15 protein-coding genes and 1 pseudogene are annotated in these 15598 nt (G+C 61.8%); 7 read left to right on the top strand and 9 right to left on the bottom strand.

Translation table 11 applies throughout. The annotated features are described in order from the left end of the window. Positions 1-41 precede the first annotated feature (41 nt). Positions 42-1961: a 1-deoxy-D-xylulose-5-phosphate synthase gene (gene dxs / locus L901_RS24375; RefSeq protein ID WP_059760815.1), complete on the top strand. Its 1920-nt coding sequence runs from the start codon at positions 42-44 to the stop codon at positions 1959-1961. Between the two features lie 42 nt (positions 1962-2003). On the opposite strand, the gene L901_RS24370 is transcribed toward dxs, so the two are convergent. Then, positions 2004-2366 carry a nuclear transport factor 2 family protein gene (locus tag L901_RS24370; RefSeq protein ID WP_059760814.1) on the bottom strand — a complete coding sequence of 121 codons (363 nt, stop codon included), beginning with the start codon at positions 2364-2366 and terminating at the stop codon, positions 2004-2006. Positions 2367-2472: 106 nt separating this feature from the next. On the opposite strand from L901_RS24370, the gene L901_RS24365 reads away from it, so the two are divergent. Together L901_RS24365 and L901_RS24360 are read left to right on the top strand one after the other, a co-directional pair. Continuing rightward, on the top strand, positions 2473-3267 hold the full coding sequence (locus L901_RS24365) for a helix-turn-helix domain-containing protein (RefSeq protein ID WP_059760813.1): 795 nt from the start codon (positions 2473-2475) through the stop codon (positions 3265-3267). A 5-nt stretch (positions 3268-3272) separates the two neighbouring features. After that, positions 3273-3581 carry a putative quinol monooxygenase gene (locus tag L901_RS24360; RefSeq protein ID WP_059760809.1) on the top strand — a complete coding sequence of 103 codons (309 nt, stop codon included), beginning with the start codon at positions 3273-3275 and terminating at the stop codon, positions 3579-3581. Between the two features lie 47 nt (positions 3582-3628). Here the strand turns inward: L901_RS24360 and L901_RS24355 are convergent, their stop codons facing one another. Together L901_RS24355 and L901_RS24350 are read right to left on the bottom strand one after the other, a co-directional pair. Then, positions 3629-4000: a nuclear transport factor 2 family protein gene (locus L901_RS24355; RefSeq protein WP_059760807.1), complete on the bottom strand. Its 372-nt coding sequence runs from the start codon at positions 3998-4000 to the stop codon at positions 3629-3631. Positions 4001-4075: 75 nt separating this feature from the next. Then, entirely contained in the window at positions 4076-4528 is a 453-nt protein-coding gene (locus L901_RS24350; RefSeq protein ID WP_059760876.1) for an Lrp/AsnC family transcriptional regulator, read from the bottom strand. Positions 4529-4647: 119 nt separating this feature from the next. Here L901_RS24350 and L901_RS24345 point away from each other — a divergent pair, with 119 nt between their 5' ends. After that, on the top strand, positions 4648-5610 hold the full coding sequence (locus L901_RS24345; protein ID WP_059760805.1) for a nucleoside recognition domain-containing protein: 963 nt from the start codon (positions 4648-4650) through the stop codon (positions 5608-5610). A 184-nt stretch (positions 5611-5794) separates the two neighbouring features. Here the strand turns inward: L901_RS24345 and L901_RS24340 are convergent, their stop codons facing one another. After that, the gene (locus tag L901_RS24340; RefSeq protein WP_059760803.1) at positions 5795-7816 is read right to left on the bottom strand and encodes a methyl-accepting chemotaxis protein; all 2022 of its coding nucleotides are present in this window, start codon (positions 7814-7816) and stop codon (positions 5795-5797) included. A gap of 268 nt (positions 7817-8084) precedes the next feature. Between L901_RS24340 and L901_RS24335 the strand changes: the two genes are divergently transcribed. Then, positions 8085-8837, top strand: a complete 753-nt coding sequence (locus L901_RS24335) for a TlyA family RNA methyltransferase (protein WP_059760801.1) — start codon at positions 8085-8087, stop codon at positions 8835-8837. Then, complete coding sequence (locus L901_RS24330; RefSeq protein WP_059760799.1) at positions 8834-10084, top strand: class I SAM-dependent RNA methyltransferase; 1251 nt, start codon at positions 8834-8836, stop codon at positions 10082-10084. Before L901_RS24335 ends, L901_RS24330 begins: the two co-directional genes overlap by 4 nt. Here L901_RS24330 and L901_RS24325 read toward each other — a convergent pair whose 3' ends face one another. From L901_RS24325 to L901_RS24315, 3 genes are all read right to left on the bottom strand, one after another. Then, positions 10085-10408, bottom strand: coding sequence for a hypothetical protein (locus tag L901_RS24325; protein WP_059760797.1), 324 nt, complete (start codon positions 10406-10408; stop codon positions 10085-10087). A gap of 89 nt (positions 10409-10497) precedes the next feature. Further along, the gene (locus tag L901_RS24320; RefSeq protein ID WP_059760795.1) at positions 10498-11256 is read right to left on the bottom strand and encodes a crotonase/enoyl-CoA hydratase family protein; all 759 of its coding nucleotides are present in this window, start codon (positions 11254-11256) and stop codon (positions 10498-10500) included. Between the two features lie 10 nt (positions 11257-11266). Continuing rightward, positions 11267-13051, bottom strand: coding sequence for an acyl-CoA dehydrogenase (locus L901_RS24315; protein WP_059760793.1), 1785 nt, complete (start codon positions 13049-13051; stop codon positions 11267-11269). Positions 13052-13271: 220 nt separating this feature from the next. Here L901_RS24315 and L901_RS24310 point away from each other — a divergent pair, with 220 nt between their 5' ends. After that, on the top strand, positions 13272-14267 hold the full coding sequence (locus tag L901_RS24310; protein WP_059760791.1) for a transporter: 996 nt from the start codon (positions 13272-13274) through the stop codon (positions 14265-14267). A gap of 55 nt (positions 14268-14322) precedes the next feature. Here L901_RS24310 and L901_RS24305 read toward each other — a convergent pair whose 3' ends face one another. Together L901_RS24305 and L901_RS24300 are read right to left on the bottom strand one after the other, a co-directional pair. Continuing rightward, a complete protein-coding gene (locus L901_RS24305) occupies positions 14323-14838 on the bottom strand; it encodes a BA14K family protein (RefSeq protein WP_020808794.1) in 516 nt (171 codons plus the stop codon). Between the two features lie 223 nt (positions 14839-15061). After that, positions 15062-15525, bottom strand: a pseudogene (locus L901_RS24300) (BA14K family protein). Between the last annotated feature and the right edge of the window lie 73 nt (positions 15526-15598).

The following is a 15598-nucleotide window of genomic DNA, read 5'->3' as shown; positions in this document are numbered from 1 at the left end:
GCTCCGGTGCCCCCTGCTGACCACGAGAAAAGGCCGAACGATTGACCGGAATGCCCCAGACCCCACTGCTCGACCGGGTGAATTTTCCCTCCGATCTCAAGGAGATCGACGATCGCGACCTGCCGGAACTGGCACGGGAACTGCGCGACGAGATGATCGACGCGGTGTCGAAGACCGGTGGCCATCTGGGTGCCGGCCTTGGCGTGGTGGAATTGACGATTGCCATCCACAAGGTCTTCAACACGCCCGAAGACCGGCTGATCTTCGATGTCGGCCACCAATGTTATCCGCATAAAATCCTGACCGGCCGGCGCGACCGCATTCGCACGCTGCGGCAGGAAGGCGGGCTTTCCGGTTTCACGCGTCGTGCGGAAAGTGACTATGACGATTTCGGCGCCGGCCACTCCTCCACCTCCATTTCCGCCGGTCTCGGCATGGCCGTGGCGGCTGGGCTGGATCAGAGCGACCGTAAGGTGATCGCGGTCATCGGCGACGGCTCGATGTCGGCGGGCATGGCGTTCGAGGCGCTGAACAATGCCGGTGCGCTCGATGCGCGGCTGATCGTCATCCTCAACGATAACGACATGTCGATTGCGCCGCCGACGGGCGCGATGAGCGCCTATCTGGCGCGACTTGCCTCCGGCCGCACCTATATGGGTTTCCGCGATTTCGGCAAGAAACTGACGGCCTATCTCGGCAAGACCATCGACCGCGCCATCACCCGGGCCGTGACCCATGCGCGCGGTTACGTGACCGGCGGCACGCTGTTCGAGGAGCTTGGTTTCTACCACATCGGCCCGATCGACGGTCATTCCTTCGATCACCTGCTGCCGGTGCTGCGCAATGTGCGCGACAACCAGAAAGGCCCCGTCCTCATCCATGTGGTGACGCAGAAGGGCAAGGGTTATGCGCCGGCGGAAGCCGCAGCCGACAAATATCACGGCGTCAACAAGTTCGATGTCATCACCGGCGCGCAGGCGAAAGCCAAGCCGAATGCGCCGAGCTATACCAGCGTCTTTGCCGAAGCCCTGATCCAGGAAGCCACCCTCGACGACAAGATCATCGGCGTCACCGCCGCCATGCCGAATGGTACCGGCCTCGACAAGATGGCCGAGCTTTTCCCGACCCGCACCTTCGATGTCGGCATTGCCGAGCAGCATGCCGTCACCTTCGCGGCCGGGCTTGCGGCTGACGGTTACAAGCCGTTCTGCGCGCTTTATTCCACCTTCCTGCAACGCGGTTACGACCAGCTGGTGCATGATGTGGCGATCCAGAGCCTGCCGGTGCGTTTCCCCATCGACCGCGCCGGTTTTGTCGGTGCGGATGGGCCGACCCATGCCGGCTCCTTCGATACGACCTTCCTTGCCACCCTGCCCGGCATGGTGGTGATGGCGGCATCAGATGAAGCTGAGCTGAAACATATGGTCCGTACGGCGGCAGCCTATGATGAAGGCCCGATTTCCTTCCGTTACCCGCGCGGTGAAGGCGTGGGCGTCGAGATGCCCGCACGCGGTGAGATTCTTGAGATCGGCAAGGGCCGCATCATCAAGGAAGGCACCAAGGTTGCGCTGCTCTCCTTCGGCACCCGGCTGGCGGAATGCCTTGCGGCCGCCGAAGACCTTGAAGCGGCCGGCCTTTCCACCACGGTTGCCGATGCGCGCTTCGCCAAGCCGCTCGATCTCGATCTCATCCGCCAGCTGGCCAGCCATCACGAGGTGCTGGTGACGATCGAAGAAGGCTCCGTCGGCGGTTTCGGCGCACATGTGCTGCATTTCATGGCGAGCGCCGGCCTGCTCGACCATGGCCCCAAGGTCCGGACGCTGACCCTGCCCGACCAGTGGGTGGAGCAGGCCAAGCCAGAGACCATGTATGCCAATGCCGGCCTCGACCGGGCCGGCATCGTTTCCACCGTGTTCAATGCGCTCGGCCAGCGTCAGGCCGGCGTCGGTTTCGCCGGCTGACACGATTGCCGGGACAGGAGGCGGGACGATCCCGCCTCTTTCTCAGGATGCAGCGCCATCGAGAAAACCGACGACATTTTCGATCCGCCCCTCGGCATTCAGGCTGACGACATCGGTTCCGCCGGCGACATCGTCCCCCTCAGGCGAAATCAGACGCCATGAGAAACGGGTGAAGTTGCCGTGGCCATCCGGGGTGCCGGCGAGAACGAAACGATATCCCGGAAATTTCTGCCGCGCCGCCTCGATCATCGCGGCGATCCCCTGCTGCCCTTCGCCCTGCATCAGCGGATCGACGTAGCGCGTGTTTTCTGCCCACGCCTGACCGACGAGATGCCTGCGGCGTTCATTGTCCTCTTCGTCCCAGGCTGCGAGATAGGTTTCGGCGATTGCGAGATGCTGCGTCATGATTGCGCTCCTTCTGATTGACGGCCCAAACATGCCGGCGGTCAGGAAGCGGAACAATTACCTTAGAGGTAATCGCATTGCCGCTCTCTTCTGCTAGGTTGCGGGCATGACACATCATCGAGAACATGTCGGCCAGGTGCTGAAGGAATGGCGTGCGCGCCGCAGGTTGAGCCAGCTCGATCTGGCGATGGAGGCGGACATATCCGCGCGCCATCTGAGTTTCGTGGAAAGCGGGCGATCATCCCCCAGCCGCGAGATGCTCGCGAAACTGGCGGAGCAGCTTTCCATGCCCGCCCGCGCCGCCAACCGGCTGATGCTGGCGGCGGGTTATGCACCTGTTCATTCCGAACGGCCGATGGATGCGCCCGATATGGCGGCGGCCCGGCAGGCGGTCGAAACTGTGGTGCATGGGCATATGCCCTTCCCCGCCCTAGCCGTTGACCGGCACTGGAACGTCGTTCTCGCCAATGGGGCGATCACGTCGCTTCTGGCCGGCGTTTCCGAAGAGCTGCTTCGCCCGCCGCTCAACGCCTTGAGGCTGAGCCTGCATCCGGAGGGCTTGAGTTCCCGCATCGTCAACCTCGCCGAATGGCGTCATCACCTGCTGGAACGCCTGCGCCGTCAGGGCGAAGAGACGGGAGACGAGGTGCTTTCCCGGCTGCATGCGGAGCTTGCGGCCTATCCCGCGCCAAAGGCCTCGCCGCATGCGGCTGGGGCCGATCCGCTGGCCATACCGCTCCAGCTTCGCGATCCATCTTCGGGCGGCATATTGAGCTTCATTTCAACCACCACGGTTTTTGGAACGGCCACAGACGTCACGCTGTCCGAACTGGTGCTGGAATGTTTCTACCCCGCCGACGCGGCAACCCGCGAAGCACTGATGCAAGGCACCGAGGAGTAACACCCGTGCACACCACCTATCTCATCGGCTTCCAGGTCCGCCCCGGCCAGCGCGAGCGCTTTCTCGAATTGCTGAATGCGCTGCTCGACGCCATGCGGCACGAAAAGACCTTCGTGAACGCAACCCTGCACCGGGACGGTGAAAACGAGAACCGCTTCCTGCTGCACGAGACCTGGAGCGACCATCAGGACGTCATCGACGTTCAGATCCACCGCCCCTATCGGCAGGCATGGCACGATGCCCTGCCCGAGCTTCTCGACGCCCCGCGCGATATTTCCGTCTGGCACCCCATGCGGGCGGATCACGCCGCATAGCGACACGGACGATGGGAAAGCCGCGCGCGCCTATCCTTTGCGCGGCGCTAGGATTTTCGCGACAATATCCACGGTTCGCCGATTTTGAACCAGGCCTTGGCGATCCTGCCGCTCTCAACTTCATAGATACAGGCAACGTCGACCTCTCCCTTTCCTTCCGGAAAGTTGCGGGTGACCGTTTCATGGTCGATGACGACATTGCCAACGACAATGCGCGTCAGCAGTTTCCCATAGAGATCCGGTTCCTTGAAGCGCTCGATGTGGCGCTCCCGAATCTCTGCCGCGCTTCCTGCCAGAAGCGTCGCCGGGAAAGCGTAATACTGGCAATCATCCGCCCACCAAAGCATGAAGGCATCGATGTCACGGGCATTGTAGGCCTCAAGCTGCTTTTGTACCGGCAGTTCGATTTCACTATTCAAAACGCACCTCTTCAAAAAACGTCGTGGCGAAATGGCTTCCTAGACGAGGGAATGTCCGGCATTGAAGGGCTCCGGTTAAAGCCTGATCGCCGTTTCCTCTTTCGCCGTCTTGATGACGACCATGGTGACAAAGCGCGCGACATTGTGCTGGTCGCGGAAGAGCCTGTCGCACAGGGCGTCGAATTCTTCCATATCCCGCAGACGCAGCATCAGCACGACATCGGTTGCGCCGGTGACGGCATAGGCCTGCGACACGGCCTCTTCGGCACTCGCAATATCCAGAAAGCGGCGCATATGCTGCTCGCCGTGCAATTTCAGCTCCACCGTCACCAGAGCCTTGATCACCCGTCCCGCCTTTGCGGGGTTGAGGATCGCCACGATGCGGTCGATCACGCCAGACTTGCGCAGCCGCTGCAGGCGGCGCAGGCAACTGGATGGAGACAGCCCGACTTCATCGGCCATATACACATTGGTGCGCGACGCATCGTTCTGCAAAAGGTTCAGAAGTTTCCGGTCGATCCGATCCATGCCGGCAGCATATCGCCTGCCATTGGATTTGCAATAAAATTGCATGAAACTGCAATCTTTGACCGCAAATGCGAAGGGGCCGGGATTAGTGAATGGGAACAACCTTCAGGGAGTCTCACATGTCACTTTTCCTGCCCGTCTGGCAAAAAACGCGGGAAACGCTTGCGATCTACTGGGTGCTTGTGCGGATCACGGTTCCCATCGCCATTCTGACCGAGCTGTTGTCGAGGATGGGCACGATCGAGGCGGTGGCGCCTGCCTTTGCGCCGGTCATGAACCTCATCGGGTTGCCGCCGGAGCTTGGTCTTGCCTGGCTGACCGCGATGCTGGTCGGCATATGGGGCGCCGTGCCGCTCATCTTCACGCTTGTGCCCGCATCGTCACTCACCGTTGCGGATATCACCGTTTTTTTGGCACTCGTCCTGTTCGCCCATGGCCTGCCCATCGAACAGAAGATCATTGAAAAAGCGGGACCGGGCATGATCGTCACTACGGCGCTGCGCGTCGGCGGCGGATTGTTGTATGCCTTTATGCTGCATCACGTTCTGGAGGCGATGGGATGGCTGTCGGGCCCGGTAAACCCCGCCTGGATTGCGATGAGCGCCACGCCTGAATGGACCGCCTATTTCCTCGGTCTCGGGGAAACCATGGTCTGGATGCTCGTCATCCTGCTTGCACTTTCCCTTTGCCTTGAAATCCTCAGGCTGACCGGCCTTCTGGCGCTAATGATGAAAGCGCTCTCGCCCCTGCTGCGTCTTGCGGGCATTCGCGGCGAGGCTGAACATCTTACCGCGATCGGCTTGTTTCTCGGCATTTCCTACGGCGCCGGCTTCCTGATCCGCGAGGCGCAATCGGGGACGATCTCGCCGCGGCAGGTGTTTCTGTCCTGCGTGTTCATGGGTTTTGCCCATAGCGTGATCGAGGACACGCTCGTGGTGATGTCGCTTGGCGCGGATGTCTATGGCGTCCTGGCCGGGCGGCTTGTTTTCGCCATTGCCGCGACCGCCGGTATTGCCGCCCTGCTTCACCGCCTGTCGGACGAGCTGTTCTTTGCGCGGATGTTCCGGCCACAGGGCACATAGAACATTTCCAGAAAAAGTGGACCCCGGTTTTCCGTCCGGAAATGCGCCAAAACAAAGAGTTAGAGTGTTTTCGCGATTCGAAGAAAAGCGAAAAAACTCCAAGCGGCGTTTCCCGTCTGAAATGACCGACGCAAAAAGGGAGCCTTTCGGCCCCCAATCCATAGGTTCAATCTGAAAGCCCGGCTCAGAACTCCGTCCAGTCCTGATCCTTGGCAGCCGGTGCTTCGGCAGCACCGCCGAAGGCGCGGGCGAGGCTCTGGCCAAGCGCACGCGCCGGCGAGGCGACAGGCCTTGCGGTTGCGGAGGCCGATTTTACCGGAGCCTTGCGGGCCGGTGCGGCCGGCGCGGGCTGGAAGGCAGGCCTGGCGGAAGACTGGCGCGGCGCGGAATAGCCGCCGGCGCTGGCAACGGCAGCGCGTGCGCCATCCATTCTGAACTGGCCGAGCAGGCTGTTCAGCGCTTCCGCTTCGCGGGCCAGCGAATGGCTGGCGGCGGTCTGCTGTTCCACCATGGCGGCATTCTGCTGCGTGCCCTGATCCATGGTGTTTACGGCTGTATTGATCTCCTGCAGGCCGGTCGCCTGTTCGCGGGCAGCGACAACGATGGCGCTGACATGGGCATTGATCTCTTCGACTTCCGCCACGATGAGTTCCAGAGCCTTGCCGGTCTCGTCGACCAGATTGACGCCGTTTTCCACCTGCTGGCTGGAAGCGCCGATCAGCGTCTTGATTTCCTTGGCGGCATTGGCGGAACGCTGGGCGAGTTCGCGGACTTCCTGCGCAACCACCGCAAAGCCCTTGCCTGCATCACCGGCGCGGGCGGCTTCGACGCCAGCGTTCAAGGCCAGCAGGTTGGTCTGGAAGGCAATATCGTCGATGACACCGATGATGTTGCCGATTTCGCCCGAAGACTTCTCGATTTCACGCATGGCGGCAACAGCCTTGCGGACCACGACGCCGGACTTTTCCGCACCGGCGCGAGCGCGCTGGACCAGATTGCCGGCATCTTCCGCGCCGCGGGCGCTATCGCGCACCGTGGTGGTGACTTCTTCCAAGGCTGCGGCGGTTTCCTCGATGGAGGCCGCCTGCTGTTCGGTGCGGCGCGACAGGTCGTCGGCGGCGGAGAGCATTTCCGAAGCACCGGCATTGATCGCGGCTGCGTTCTCACCGACGGTGCGCAGCGCCTGCTGGAGTTTTTCGACGGCGCTGTTGAAATTCACGCGAACCGGATCGATGGCAGGCGCAAAAGGCGTCTCGATGCGATAGGAAAGATCGCCATCCGCGAGAGCAGCAAGGCCCTTGCCAAGCTCGGCGCTGGCAAAAGCGCTGGCGGCCTCGTCCTTGGCCTTTTCTTCCTCGTTGCGGCGGCGTTCAGCCTCCGTCGCGGAGCGCATGCGATCGGTCTCGCCGGCAAGGCGGGATTTTTCCAGCCCGGCTTCCTTGAAGACCAGAACGGCCTTCGCCATCTTGCCGACTTCGTCGCCACGATCCGTGGCGGGAACTTCCGTCGTCAGATCGCCATCGGCGAGCCTGCTCATCGCCGCCGTCATGCCAACGATGGGCGTGACGATGGAGCGCGACAACGCCCAGATGAGGGCAACGGCCAGAAGACCGGCGACAGCGCCGCCACCCAGAAGCGCATATTTCAGGTTCAGTGCGGCTGCCTGCTGTTCTGCCGCGTAAGCGGCGGACAGGCCGTTCAACTGCTCCTTGATCTTGGCGGCGGAGGCGCGGAAGCCATCGAGCTGGCCCTTGGCCTGATTGCGGCCGATTTCGATGATTTCGGAAATCGGCGCTTCGGTCGTCTTGCGTGCGGCGATCTGCGGTTCCGCCAGTTCCTTGAAGAACACGGTGGCGGATTTCTGCATGTCGTCGATGGATGTCAGAATGTCCGGCCGGCCGACGGCCAGCGCGCGGGCCTCATCGAGCTTCTTCAGCATCAGGTCGCGCTGGGCGAATACATCGTTATAGGTGCTGTCGCTGCGAAACAGCAGGAAGCCACGCTGATTGACGGCCTGTTCCAGCATGGCTGCCGTCGCGCCATCCACGGCCTGGATGATATCCTTGGTACGGTTGTTTTCGATCGTGACACGCTCGCTCCCCAGCGTCTGCCAGAATACGACCGCGGAAGCGAGCAGGCACACGCTCATCAAGGCACAGAAGGTGGCTATGAGCTTCAGATTGATGGGGAGGTTTTTAAGCGACATCGCAAACTCTCTCGGCGACCCGATGCCTCGAAGCAAGCGTCTGCGCTGCAACGGCCGCAATTTTGTGGATGGGAGGAGATGCCGTCATGGCAGGTTCCGGTGGCCGCACGGGCCTTGTGCACAAAGTGCAATACAAGCCTTTATATTGGATTAATCGAACATTCTGACTTTGCGGTGCAACATCAATGGGCGACAGCGGGCATCGTCGGTCCCTTTCAGCGATAAATCGCTTGCATCGGCGGGGTTTGGCGGTCATTGACACGGGACCATGTCCAAAACATCTGAAAATGAACGGCTTGACCAGCTTCTCGTGTCGCTCGGCCACTTCGCCAGCCGCTCGCGTGCGCGCGACGCGGTTGCACGCGGCACCGTGAGCGTCAACGGTAAAATCGTCACCAAACCGAGCCAGACCGTCGCCGGCGATGCCGAAATCGCCATCAGCGATCCGGCGCAGGCCTATGTTTCGCGCGCAGCGCTGAAGCTCGTGGCCGCGCTCGATCATTTCCGGCTCGACCCGTCGGGCCATGACTGTCTCGATGTCGGCGCTTCGACCGGCGGCTTCACCGAGGTACTGCTGGAGCGCGGCGCAAAACACGTCACCGCCATCGATGTCGGCCACGGGCAGATGCATGCCAGAATCGAGAACGATCTGCGCGTGACCAATCTGGAAGGGCTGAATGCGCGCTTCCTGACGGCGGAAGATATCGATGACCGGCCCATCGGCTTCATCGTCTCCGACGTGTCCTTTATTTCGCTGAAGCTTGCGCTTGCGCCGGCACTCGAGCTTGCGGAAACCGGCGCTCTCGCGGTTCTGCTGGTGAAGCCGCAATTCGAGGCGGGGCGTGACGCCATCAGCAAGGCCGGACTGTTGAAAGAACCGGAAACGGCGCCTGCCGTGGCCGCCGAACTGGAACGCTGGCTGACCGAGGACATGGGCTGGAAAAGCCTCGGCCTCATTCCCTCGCCGATTTCCGGCGGCGACGGCAACATCGAATTTCTTCTCGGAGGCGAAAAGCCATGAGCACACAGACCGTCACCATCAAGAGCCTCGGCGCGCAGGGCGACGGCATCGCGCACTGTCCCGACGGCCCGGTCTATGTGCCCTTCGCGCTGCCCGGCGAAACGGTCGCGATTGCGAAGGTGAAAGATCACGGCACCGTCATGTCGATAACGGAGGCCTCGGCGGAGCGCCGTGAACCGGCCTGCCGCCATTTCGGCCCCGATGGCAAGAACGGCACCTGCGGCGGCTGTTCGCTGCAGCATCTTTCCGATCAACCTTACCATGCCTACAAGCGGGAGCTGGTGGTTTCGGCACTGAAATCAAAGGGCCTGACGCCGCCGGTGGACGATCTCGTCATCTGTCGCCCCGGCGAGCGCCGCCGCGCGGTGTTTGCCGCCCGCAAGACGGAAAAGGGTCTGCTGCTCGGTTTCAGCCAGGCGAACAGCCATCACATCGTCGCTATCGAGGAATGTCCCGTCACCTCGCCCGGCATCGTTTCGCGGCTGGATGCCATCCGCGCCATCGGGCTTTCCATGGTGGCGAATGCCGAACCATTCCGCATGACCGTTCTCGAAACGCTCTCCGGTCTCGATATTTCGGTCGAAGGCATCAAGTCGGTCAGCGACAAGCAGCGGCGCACCCTCACGGAAACGGTGCTCCCCATGCGCGGCATTGCCCGTGTTTCGCTCTCAGGTGAAATCCTGATCGAACCGCAAAAGCCGATCATCGAATTCGGCGGCGTTGCGGTTTCACCCCCGGCCGGCAGTTTCACGCAGGCGACGAAGCAGGCGGAAGACGCCATGGCCGAGCTGGTGCTTGCCCATATCGGCAAATCGAAGCGCATTGCCGATCTCTTCTGCGGTTCCGGCACCTTCGCGCTAAGGCTCGCACGCATCGGCAAGGTGCATGCGGTGGAAGCAGAAGACAAGCCGCTGAAGGCGCTGGATTTTGCCGCCCGCAACACGCAGGGCCTGAAGCCGGTGAGCGTCGAGAAACGCGACCTCTTCCGCCGGCCGCTGATGACAAGCGAACTGAAGAATTACGATGCTGTCGTGTTCGATCCGCCGCGCGCCGGTGCGGAATTCCAGTGCAAGGAACTGGCCCGCAGCACGGTGAAGAAGATCGTTGCGGTGAGCTGCAATCCGCTGACGCTTGCGCGCGATCTCACCATCCTTACGGAAGGCGGCTATCGCATCACCCGCGTCACGCCGGTCGATCAGTTCCTGTGGTCGCCGCATGTGGAAGCGGTGGCGACGCTGGAGAAATAATCACCAGGCCGTATCGACAGTGCCGTTACCGACCACGCCCGAGCAGCGGCAGGCGCCGCCCACGCGGCCCCGCTCAATGGGGCAGACATAGGGCCGGCGGCGATTGGCGCTCTCCGGCGGGGTGATGACGCAGACGAAACGGGCGCGGCGCTGGCGGTCGCGGTTGCGGCCGGAATAATAATCCGAGCCATCGTCTTCGGTAATGACGGATTGCGCCAGAATGACATTGCCGGCGGCAGCCGCCGGAGGGCGCGTTATCGCCGCCGCTTCAGTGACAGTGGCGGCGCAGAGGAAGACGGACAGGGCGAAAACGACGTGACGCATGCGGGTGGCTTTCGGGCGATGACGTTGCATTATTTAACCCAACCCATATTGCCCGGTTGCTTAACCGCAAGGAATTCCTGCCGGAACGCTTAACGGCGCATGAATGCCTCGAAGGCGGCGCGCGCTTCGGCGCTTTGCAGCTGCGCGATGAAATGACGGCCTTCCTCTTCGATGCGGGCGAGAAGATCGTCCGGGTTGCCGCGAACCAGATCGCGGGCGATCTTCAGCGCCTGCTGCGGTTTGGCCGCAAGCCGGGTGGCAAGCGCCAGCGTTTCGCTCTCCACATGTTCAGGGGCGACGACTTTCCAGATCATCCCGGCCTGCAACGCCTGTTCAGCAGTAAAACCTTCGCCCATGGCAAGCAGCGCAAAGGCGCGCTGGTGTCCCATGAGCTTCGGCACGAGCAGGCTGGAGGCCGCTTCCGGCACCAGCGCCAAATCCACGAATGGGGTCTTGAACAGGCTGCGGCTGGAAGCGACCGTCAGGTCGCAATGCAGGTTCAGCGTCGTGCCGATTCCGATGGCGAGCCCGTCGACGCCGGATACCATGGGCTTTTCGAAAGCGACGAGCGCTTTCAGAAGCTCAAGCGCGGCAAGCTTGCCCTTGCCGCCCGACATGGCGAAGGCCAGAAAATCGGCCATGTCGTTACCGGCGGAGAAGCAGCCTTCCGTGCCGAGAAAGGCGACGACGCGAATTTCCGGGTCCGCATTGGCGGCCTGCAGGGCGTCTGCCATGCGCAGATACATGGCATCGGTGATGGCGTTTTTCTTGTCCGGCCGGTTGAAGCGGATGGTCAAGACTTCCGGCGCATGGCCGACGCGCTCGACGAGAATATGTTCGTCCGACATCTGAAGCTCCTCAAGCCAATACGGTGCGGGCGGCGGCAAGGCTTGCCGCGCCTGATATAACGCGGTCCTTCAGCGCCGCCGTTTCCGCCAGCAGATTCTCCGCAGCGAAACGGCAAAGGGCTGCGCGATGCCCGCTCCTGCCATCGTCGACGGCGGCCAATGCGCCCTTGGCGAGATAGGCGCCGGTGAGCGCCAGACCGAAAAGGCGCTGATAGGGCGTCGCGCCGGCGAGCGCGGTTTCGGTTTCGCCTGCCTTGATGCGGTCCAGCAGCCAGTCGGTCGCCGTTTCCAGATCGCCAAGGCTCGCTTCGAGATAACGGCCGGTCTCGCCGAGATCGTCGCGGTTCGACGCGGCTGTGCGGGCGGCGATCTCGCGCAGTTCGGCGATGAAACCGCGCACTTGCGCGCCTTCGGAGAGCGGCAGCTTGCGCAGCACCAGATCGATGGCCTGAATGCCGTTGGTGCCTTCATAGATCGGCGCGATGCGGGCATCACGCAGATAACGCGCCGCGCCGGTTTCCTCGATAAAGCCCATGCCGCCATGCACCTGAATGCCCATGGAGGCGACATCGACGCCAGCATCGGTGGAGAAGGATTTGGCGATGGGTGTCAAAAGGGCAGCGCGCTCCTGCCAGTGAGCGCGCTGCCGGGCGTCTTCAGTCGCATGCGCCATGTCGATGGCATGCGCACAGCTGAAGGAAATCGCCCGTGATCCTTGCGTCAGCGCCTTCATCGTCAGAAGCGTTCTGGCGATATCCGGGTGTTCGATGATCGGGCTCATGCCGGAGCCTTGCCAGCCGGGCGCCTTGCCCTGCGTGCGCTCCCTGGCATATTCGATGGCCTTCTGGGTCGCCGCTTCGCAGATCGCCACGCCCTGCATGCCAACGGCAAGGCGGGCGTTGTTCATCATGGTGAACATGCAGGCGAGCCCCTTGTTCTCCTCGCCGATCAACCAGCCGAGAGCGCCCTTTTCGTCACCGAATTTGCCGTCGCCGAAAATCATCGTGCAGGTGGGCGAGCCGTGAATGCCGAGTTTGTGTTCCAGCGAATGGCAGAACAGATCGTTGCGGCTGCCCGGCGCGCCGTTGTCATCGGGCAGGAATTTCGGCACGAGGAACAGCGAGATGCCACGCGTGCCGGCCGGCGCATCCGGCAGGCGGGCGAGAACGAGGTGGATGATATTGTCCGCCGCATCGTGTTCGCCCCAGGTGATGAAAATCTTCTGCCCGAAGATGCGATAGGTGCCGTCGCCATTGCGCTCCGCCCGGGTCTTCAGGACACCGAGGTCAGAACCCGCATGCGGCTCGGTGAGGTTCATCGTGCCGGTCCATTCGCCGGAGACGAGTTTCGGCAGATAGGTGCGCTTGAGGTCATCGCTGCCGTGGGCGACAAGGGCTTCCACCGCGCCCATGGTCAGCGTCGGCGCCAGCGCAAAGGCCATGGAGCCGGAATTCCACATTTCGAGTGCGGCGACATTCAGCATATGCGGCAGGTTCTGGCCGCCGAATTCTTCCGGCGCCGTCAGGCTGTTCCAGCCCGCTTCCGCCCAGCGGCGGTAAAGATCGGCCCAGCCATCCGGTGTCGTCACCTTGCCGTCGGTAAGCTTTGCGCCCTGTCGGTCGCCGATCTCGGCAAGCGGCGCGACCTCTGCCGTGGCAAAACGGCCGGCTTCGTGCAGAATGGCATCGACCAGATCTTCCCCAAGGTCTCCCAGCGCACCCGTCGATAGCGCGTCTTCAAGACCCGCTACATGTTTGAGTGTAAAGGCGATATCGTCCACCGGCGCGCTATACATGCTGCCTCCTCCCGAAGCTCTGGCATCTTGCTACTGCCTTCGGGCTAAATGATTTTTACGTAAACGTCAATTTGAAAATTCCCGTCATTTCGGCGGGATTGTTATAAAACTGTCATATGAATTTGCTCAGCATGCGCTGAAAGGCGCCTCGCCGCCGCCGCTCCCACACCGGCACGACGGACGCCTCCCTCCTCCCATCCAGCCGGTCAGGACTGCCACGATGGATCTCGTAACGCCCGTTATTCCCGGCCTTGTCTGGGCCTATCAATTTCATCCCGGTACGGCCCCCTGCCGGCGGCTCGCGCCCGATGCCGGCTTTCACGAAATGGCAGAGTGCGAAGGCTTCTTCTGGCTGCATCTCAACCTCGCCGATCAGCGTGTGGCGGGTTTTCTCGAGACCATAGAGGGTCTCGATCCGGCGGCGCGGGCAAGCCTTACGACCCATGAGACGCATCCGTCCATCGTGGTCGATGAAAAATCGCTCTATGGCACGTTGGTCGATTTCCAGCGGGAATTCGACAAGGAAACGCGCGATTTCGGCTGGCTGCATTTTGCAGTGAGCGACCGTTTCATCATCACCACCCGCCTGCAGCCGCTGCATTCGGTGGACCGGCTAAAAGCGGCGGTCGACAAGAATTCCAACCGTTACCTCACGCCATCGCATGTGTTCGAGGGGCTGGTGGCGGAGTTCCAGCGCTCGCTCATCAATCTGGTGATGGAGACGACGGAAGAACTGAACGCCATCGAGGATATGGTCTATGACAGCGAGAACCGTGACGAGCGGCGGCGTCTTGCCCCGCTACGCCGCACGGTGGTTCGCCTGCACCGGCATCTGCGCACCGTGCTGACCCTGATGCGGCGGGCTTCGGCCGCCGATGATGACGAGATGCCGGACGGTTTCGAGGATGTCGCCTCACGCCTGATGGGCCGTCTGGAGGCTGTCGACCACGATGTCTACGCCCTGCAGGAGCGGGCAAGGCTGCTGCATGAAGAAATCGATTCCAAACTCTCGTCGGAAACCAACCGGCACCTTTATATCCTGTCGCTGATGACGGCATTCCTGCTGCCGCCATCGCTGGTCACCGGTTTCTTCGGCATGAATACGGATGAGCTGCCGTTTACCGTCGGCACGGGCGGCACGCTGTCGGCCAGCATCTTCATCGTGATTTCGGTTGCGCTCGCCTGGTTCGTGCTGAAGCGCGCACGGATCTTGTGACAGCAAAAAGCCGCCCGGTGGCTACCGGACGGCTCTTTCGATTGAAGCGGCTCTATCAGCCGTAGGGCGAATAGCAGGGCTGGCGCGGGCCGTGATACGGCTGGAACGTGTTGCTATAGGCATCGTAGGAACGATAGCGGCCATAGCACCAGTTCACATGCGCGCGGCTCATGCCGCCACGATAGACCGGGCGATATTCGCGATAGACCGGGCGCGGACGATATTCCGGTACCGGGCGGTAGACTTCACGCGGCTGCGAGAGTGCGCCGCCGATGATCGCGCCCGTCGCAAAGGCTGCGAGCGGGAACCAGTAACCGTCATGGTGACGATAGCCCGGGCGGTAATCGCGATAACCACGGTGGCCGCGATACCAGCCGCGACGATCGCCCCAGCCGTCGCGATCACGCCAATATTGCACGTTCACGATATTCTTGCTGGCATCGTTGCCTGCGGTCTCAACGCTCTTCGGCGCGATCGGCAAAGGCATTGCTGCTTCCGCCGGAACAATCGCTCCCGCAACCACAATCGCAGAAAGACCGACAGCCAGGATATTCTTCATATAGCTTCTCATCTGACTTCCTCCATTCACGACGGTCAACAGGCCGTTCTCCGTGAATAATAACACTTTTTTATTCTCATTCGGCCAGTTTTTCGGTCTGGCTGGAACATTGCAGGTTGCAGGCTAGGCGTTTTCGCCTGAACCCAGCATTAACGATCCCATCACGCTTCGTTTACCCGATCCGGCAGCGGCAAAACAAAAGCCCGGATCAAAATTCGGGCTTTCGAAAATCCTGTCAGCGGCTGTAAGGCGATACGCATATGCGGCGCGGACCGCTGCTCGGCTATAGCTGTTGTCGTAAGCACGGTAGGACCGCCAGCGGTTCTGGCACCAGGAAACATGGCTGCCGCCATAGGTCGGACGCGGCTGCTGCATGGCGCCGCCGATGATCGCACCGGCCGCAAAGGCAGCGAGCGGGAACCAGTAACCATTGTGATAACGGTAACCCGGACGACGATCGCGATAGCCGCGGTGACCGTTATAATAGCCGTCACGCGGCGGGCGCGGGCGATACATGCGGTCGCCATGCCTGCGGTCGTATCGGCGGTCCCATTCACGGTACTGCACCGGCACGACATTGTCGGTCGAAACCGCCGGCTTGGGCATCGGAACAGGGACCTGGAACGCCTGCGACGGCGTAAAGCTGGTGAGGAACACGATCATCGCCGTGGCGACACTCGTTGTCCGGAAATTCATCATGGTCTTCCTCCGTTTGCTTCAGCGCGTTGGACCCGCGCCTTTTCACCCACTCGCTCTTGTCGGAGATATGGGA

Source organism: Agrobacterium sp. D14 (assembly GCF_001526505.1).
GTDB lineage: Bacteria > Pseudomonadota > Alphaproteobacteria > Rhizobiales > Rhizobiaceae > Agrobacterium > Agrobacterium leguminum.
This window is presented reverse-complemented; position numbering and strand designations above follow the sequence as displayed.

Bases quoted from the DNA above. Each gene is read 5' to 3' on its own strand.
- L901_RS24370 (WP_059760814.1), bottom strand. From the start codon at position 2,366: ATGACGCAGCATCTCGCAATCGCCGAAACCTATCTCGCAGCCTGGGAC.
- L901_RS24365 (WP_059760813.1), top strand. From the start codon at position 2,473: ATGACACATCATCGAGAACATGTCGGCCAGGTGCTGAAGGAATGGCGT.
- L901_RS24350 (WP_059760876.1), bottom strand. From the start codon at position 4,528: ATGGATCGGATCGACCGGAAACTTCTGAACCTTTTGCAGAACGATGCG.
- L901_RS24345 (WP_059760805.1), top strand. From the start codon at position 4,648: ATGTCACTTTTCCTGCCCGTCTGGCAAAAAACGCGGGAAACGCTTGCG.
- L901_RS24340 (WP_059760803.1), bottom strand. From the start codon at position 7,816: ATGTCGCTTAAAAACCTCCCCATCAATCTGAAGCTCATAGCCACCTTC.
- L901_RS24335 (WP_059760801.1), top strand. From the start codon at position 8,085: ATGTCCAAAACATCTGAAAATGAACGGCTTGACCAGCTTCTCGTGTCG.
- L901_RS24330 (WP_059760799.1), top strand. From the start codon at position 8,834: ATGAGCACACAGACCGTCACCATCAAGAGCCTCGGCGCGCAGGGCGAC.
- L901_RS24325 (WP_059760797.1), bottom strand. From the start codon at position 10,408: ATGCGTCACGTCGTTTTCGCCCTGTCCGTCTTCCTCTGCGCCGCCACT.
- L901_RS24320 (WP_059760795.1), bottom strand. From the start codon at position 11,256: ATGTCGGACGAACATATTCTCGTCGAGCGCGTCGGCCATGCGCCGGAA.
- L901_RS24315 (WP_059760793.1), bottom strand. From the start codon at position 13,051: ATGTATAGCGCGCCGGTGGACGATATCGCCTTTACACTCAAACATGTA.
- L901_RS24310 (WP_059760791.1), top strand. From the start codon at position 13,272: ATGGATCTCGTAACGCCCGTTATTCCCGGCCTTGTCTGGGCCTATCAA.
- L901_RS24305 (WP_020808794.1), bottom strand. From the start codon at position 14,838: ATGAGAAGCTATATGAAGAATATCCTGGCTGTCGGTCTTTCTGCGATT.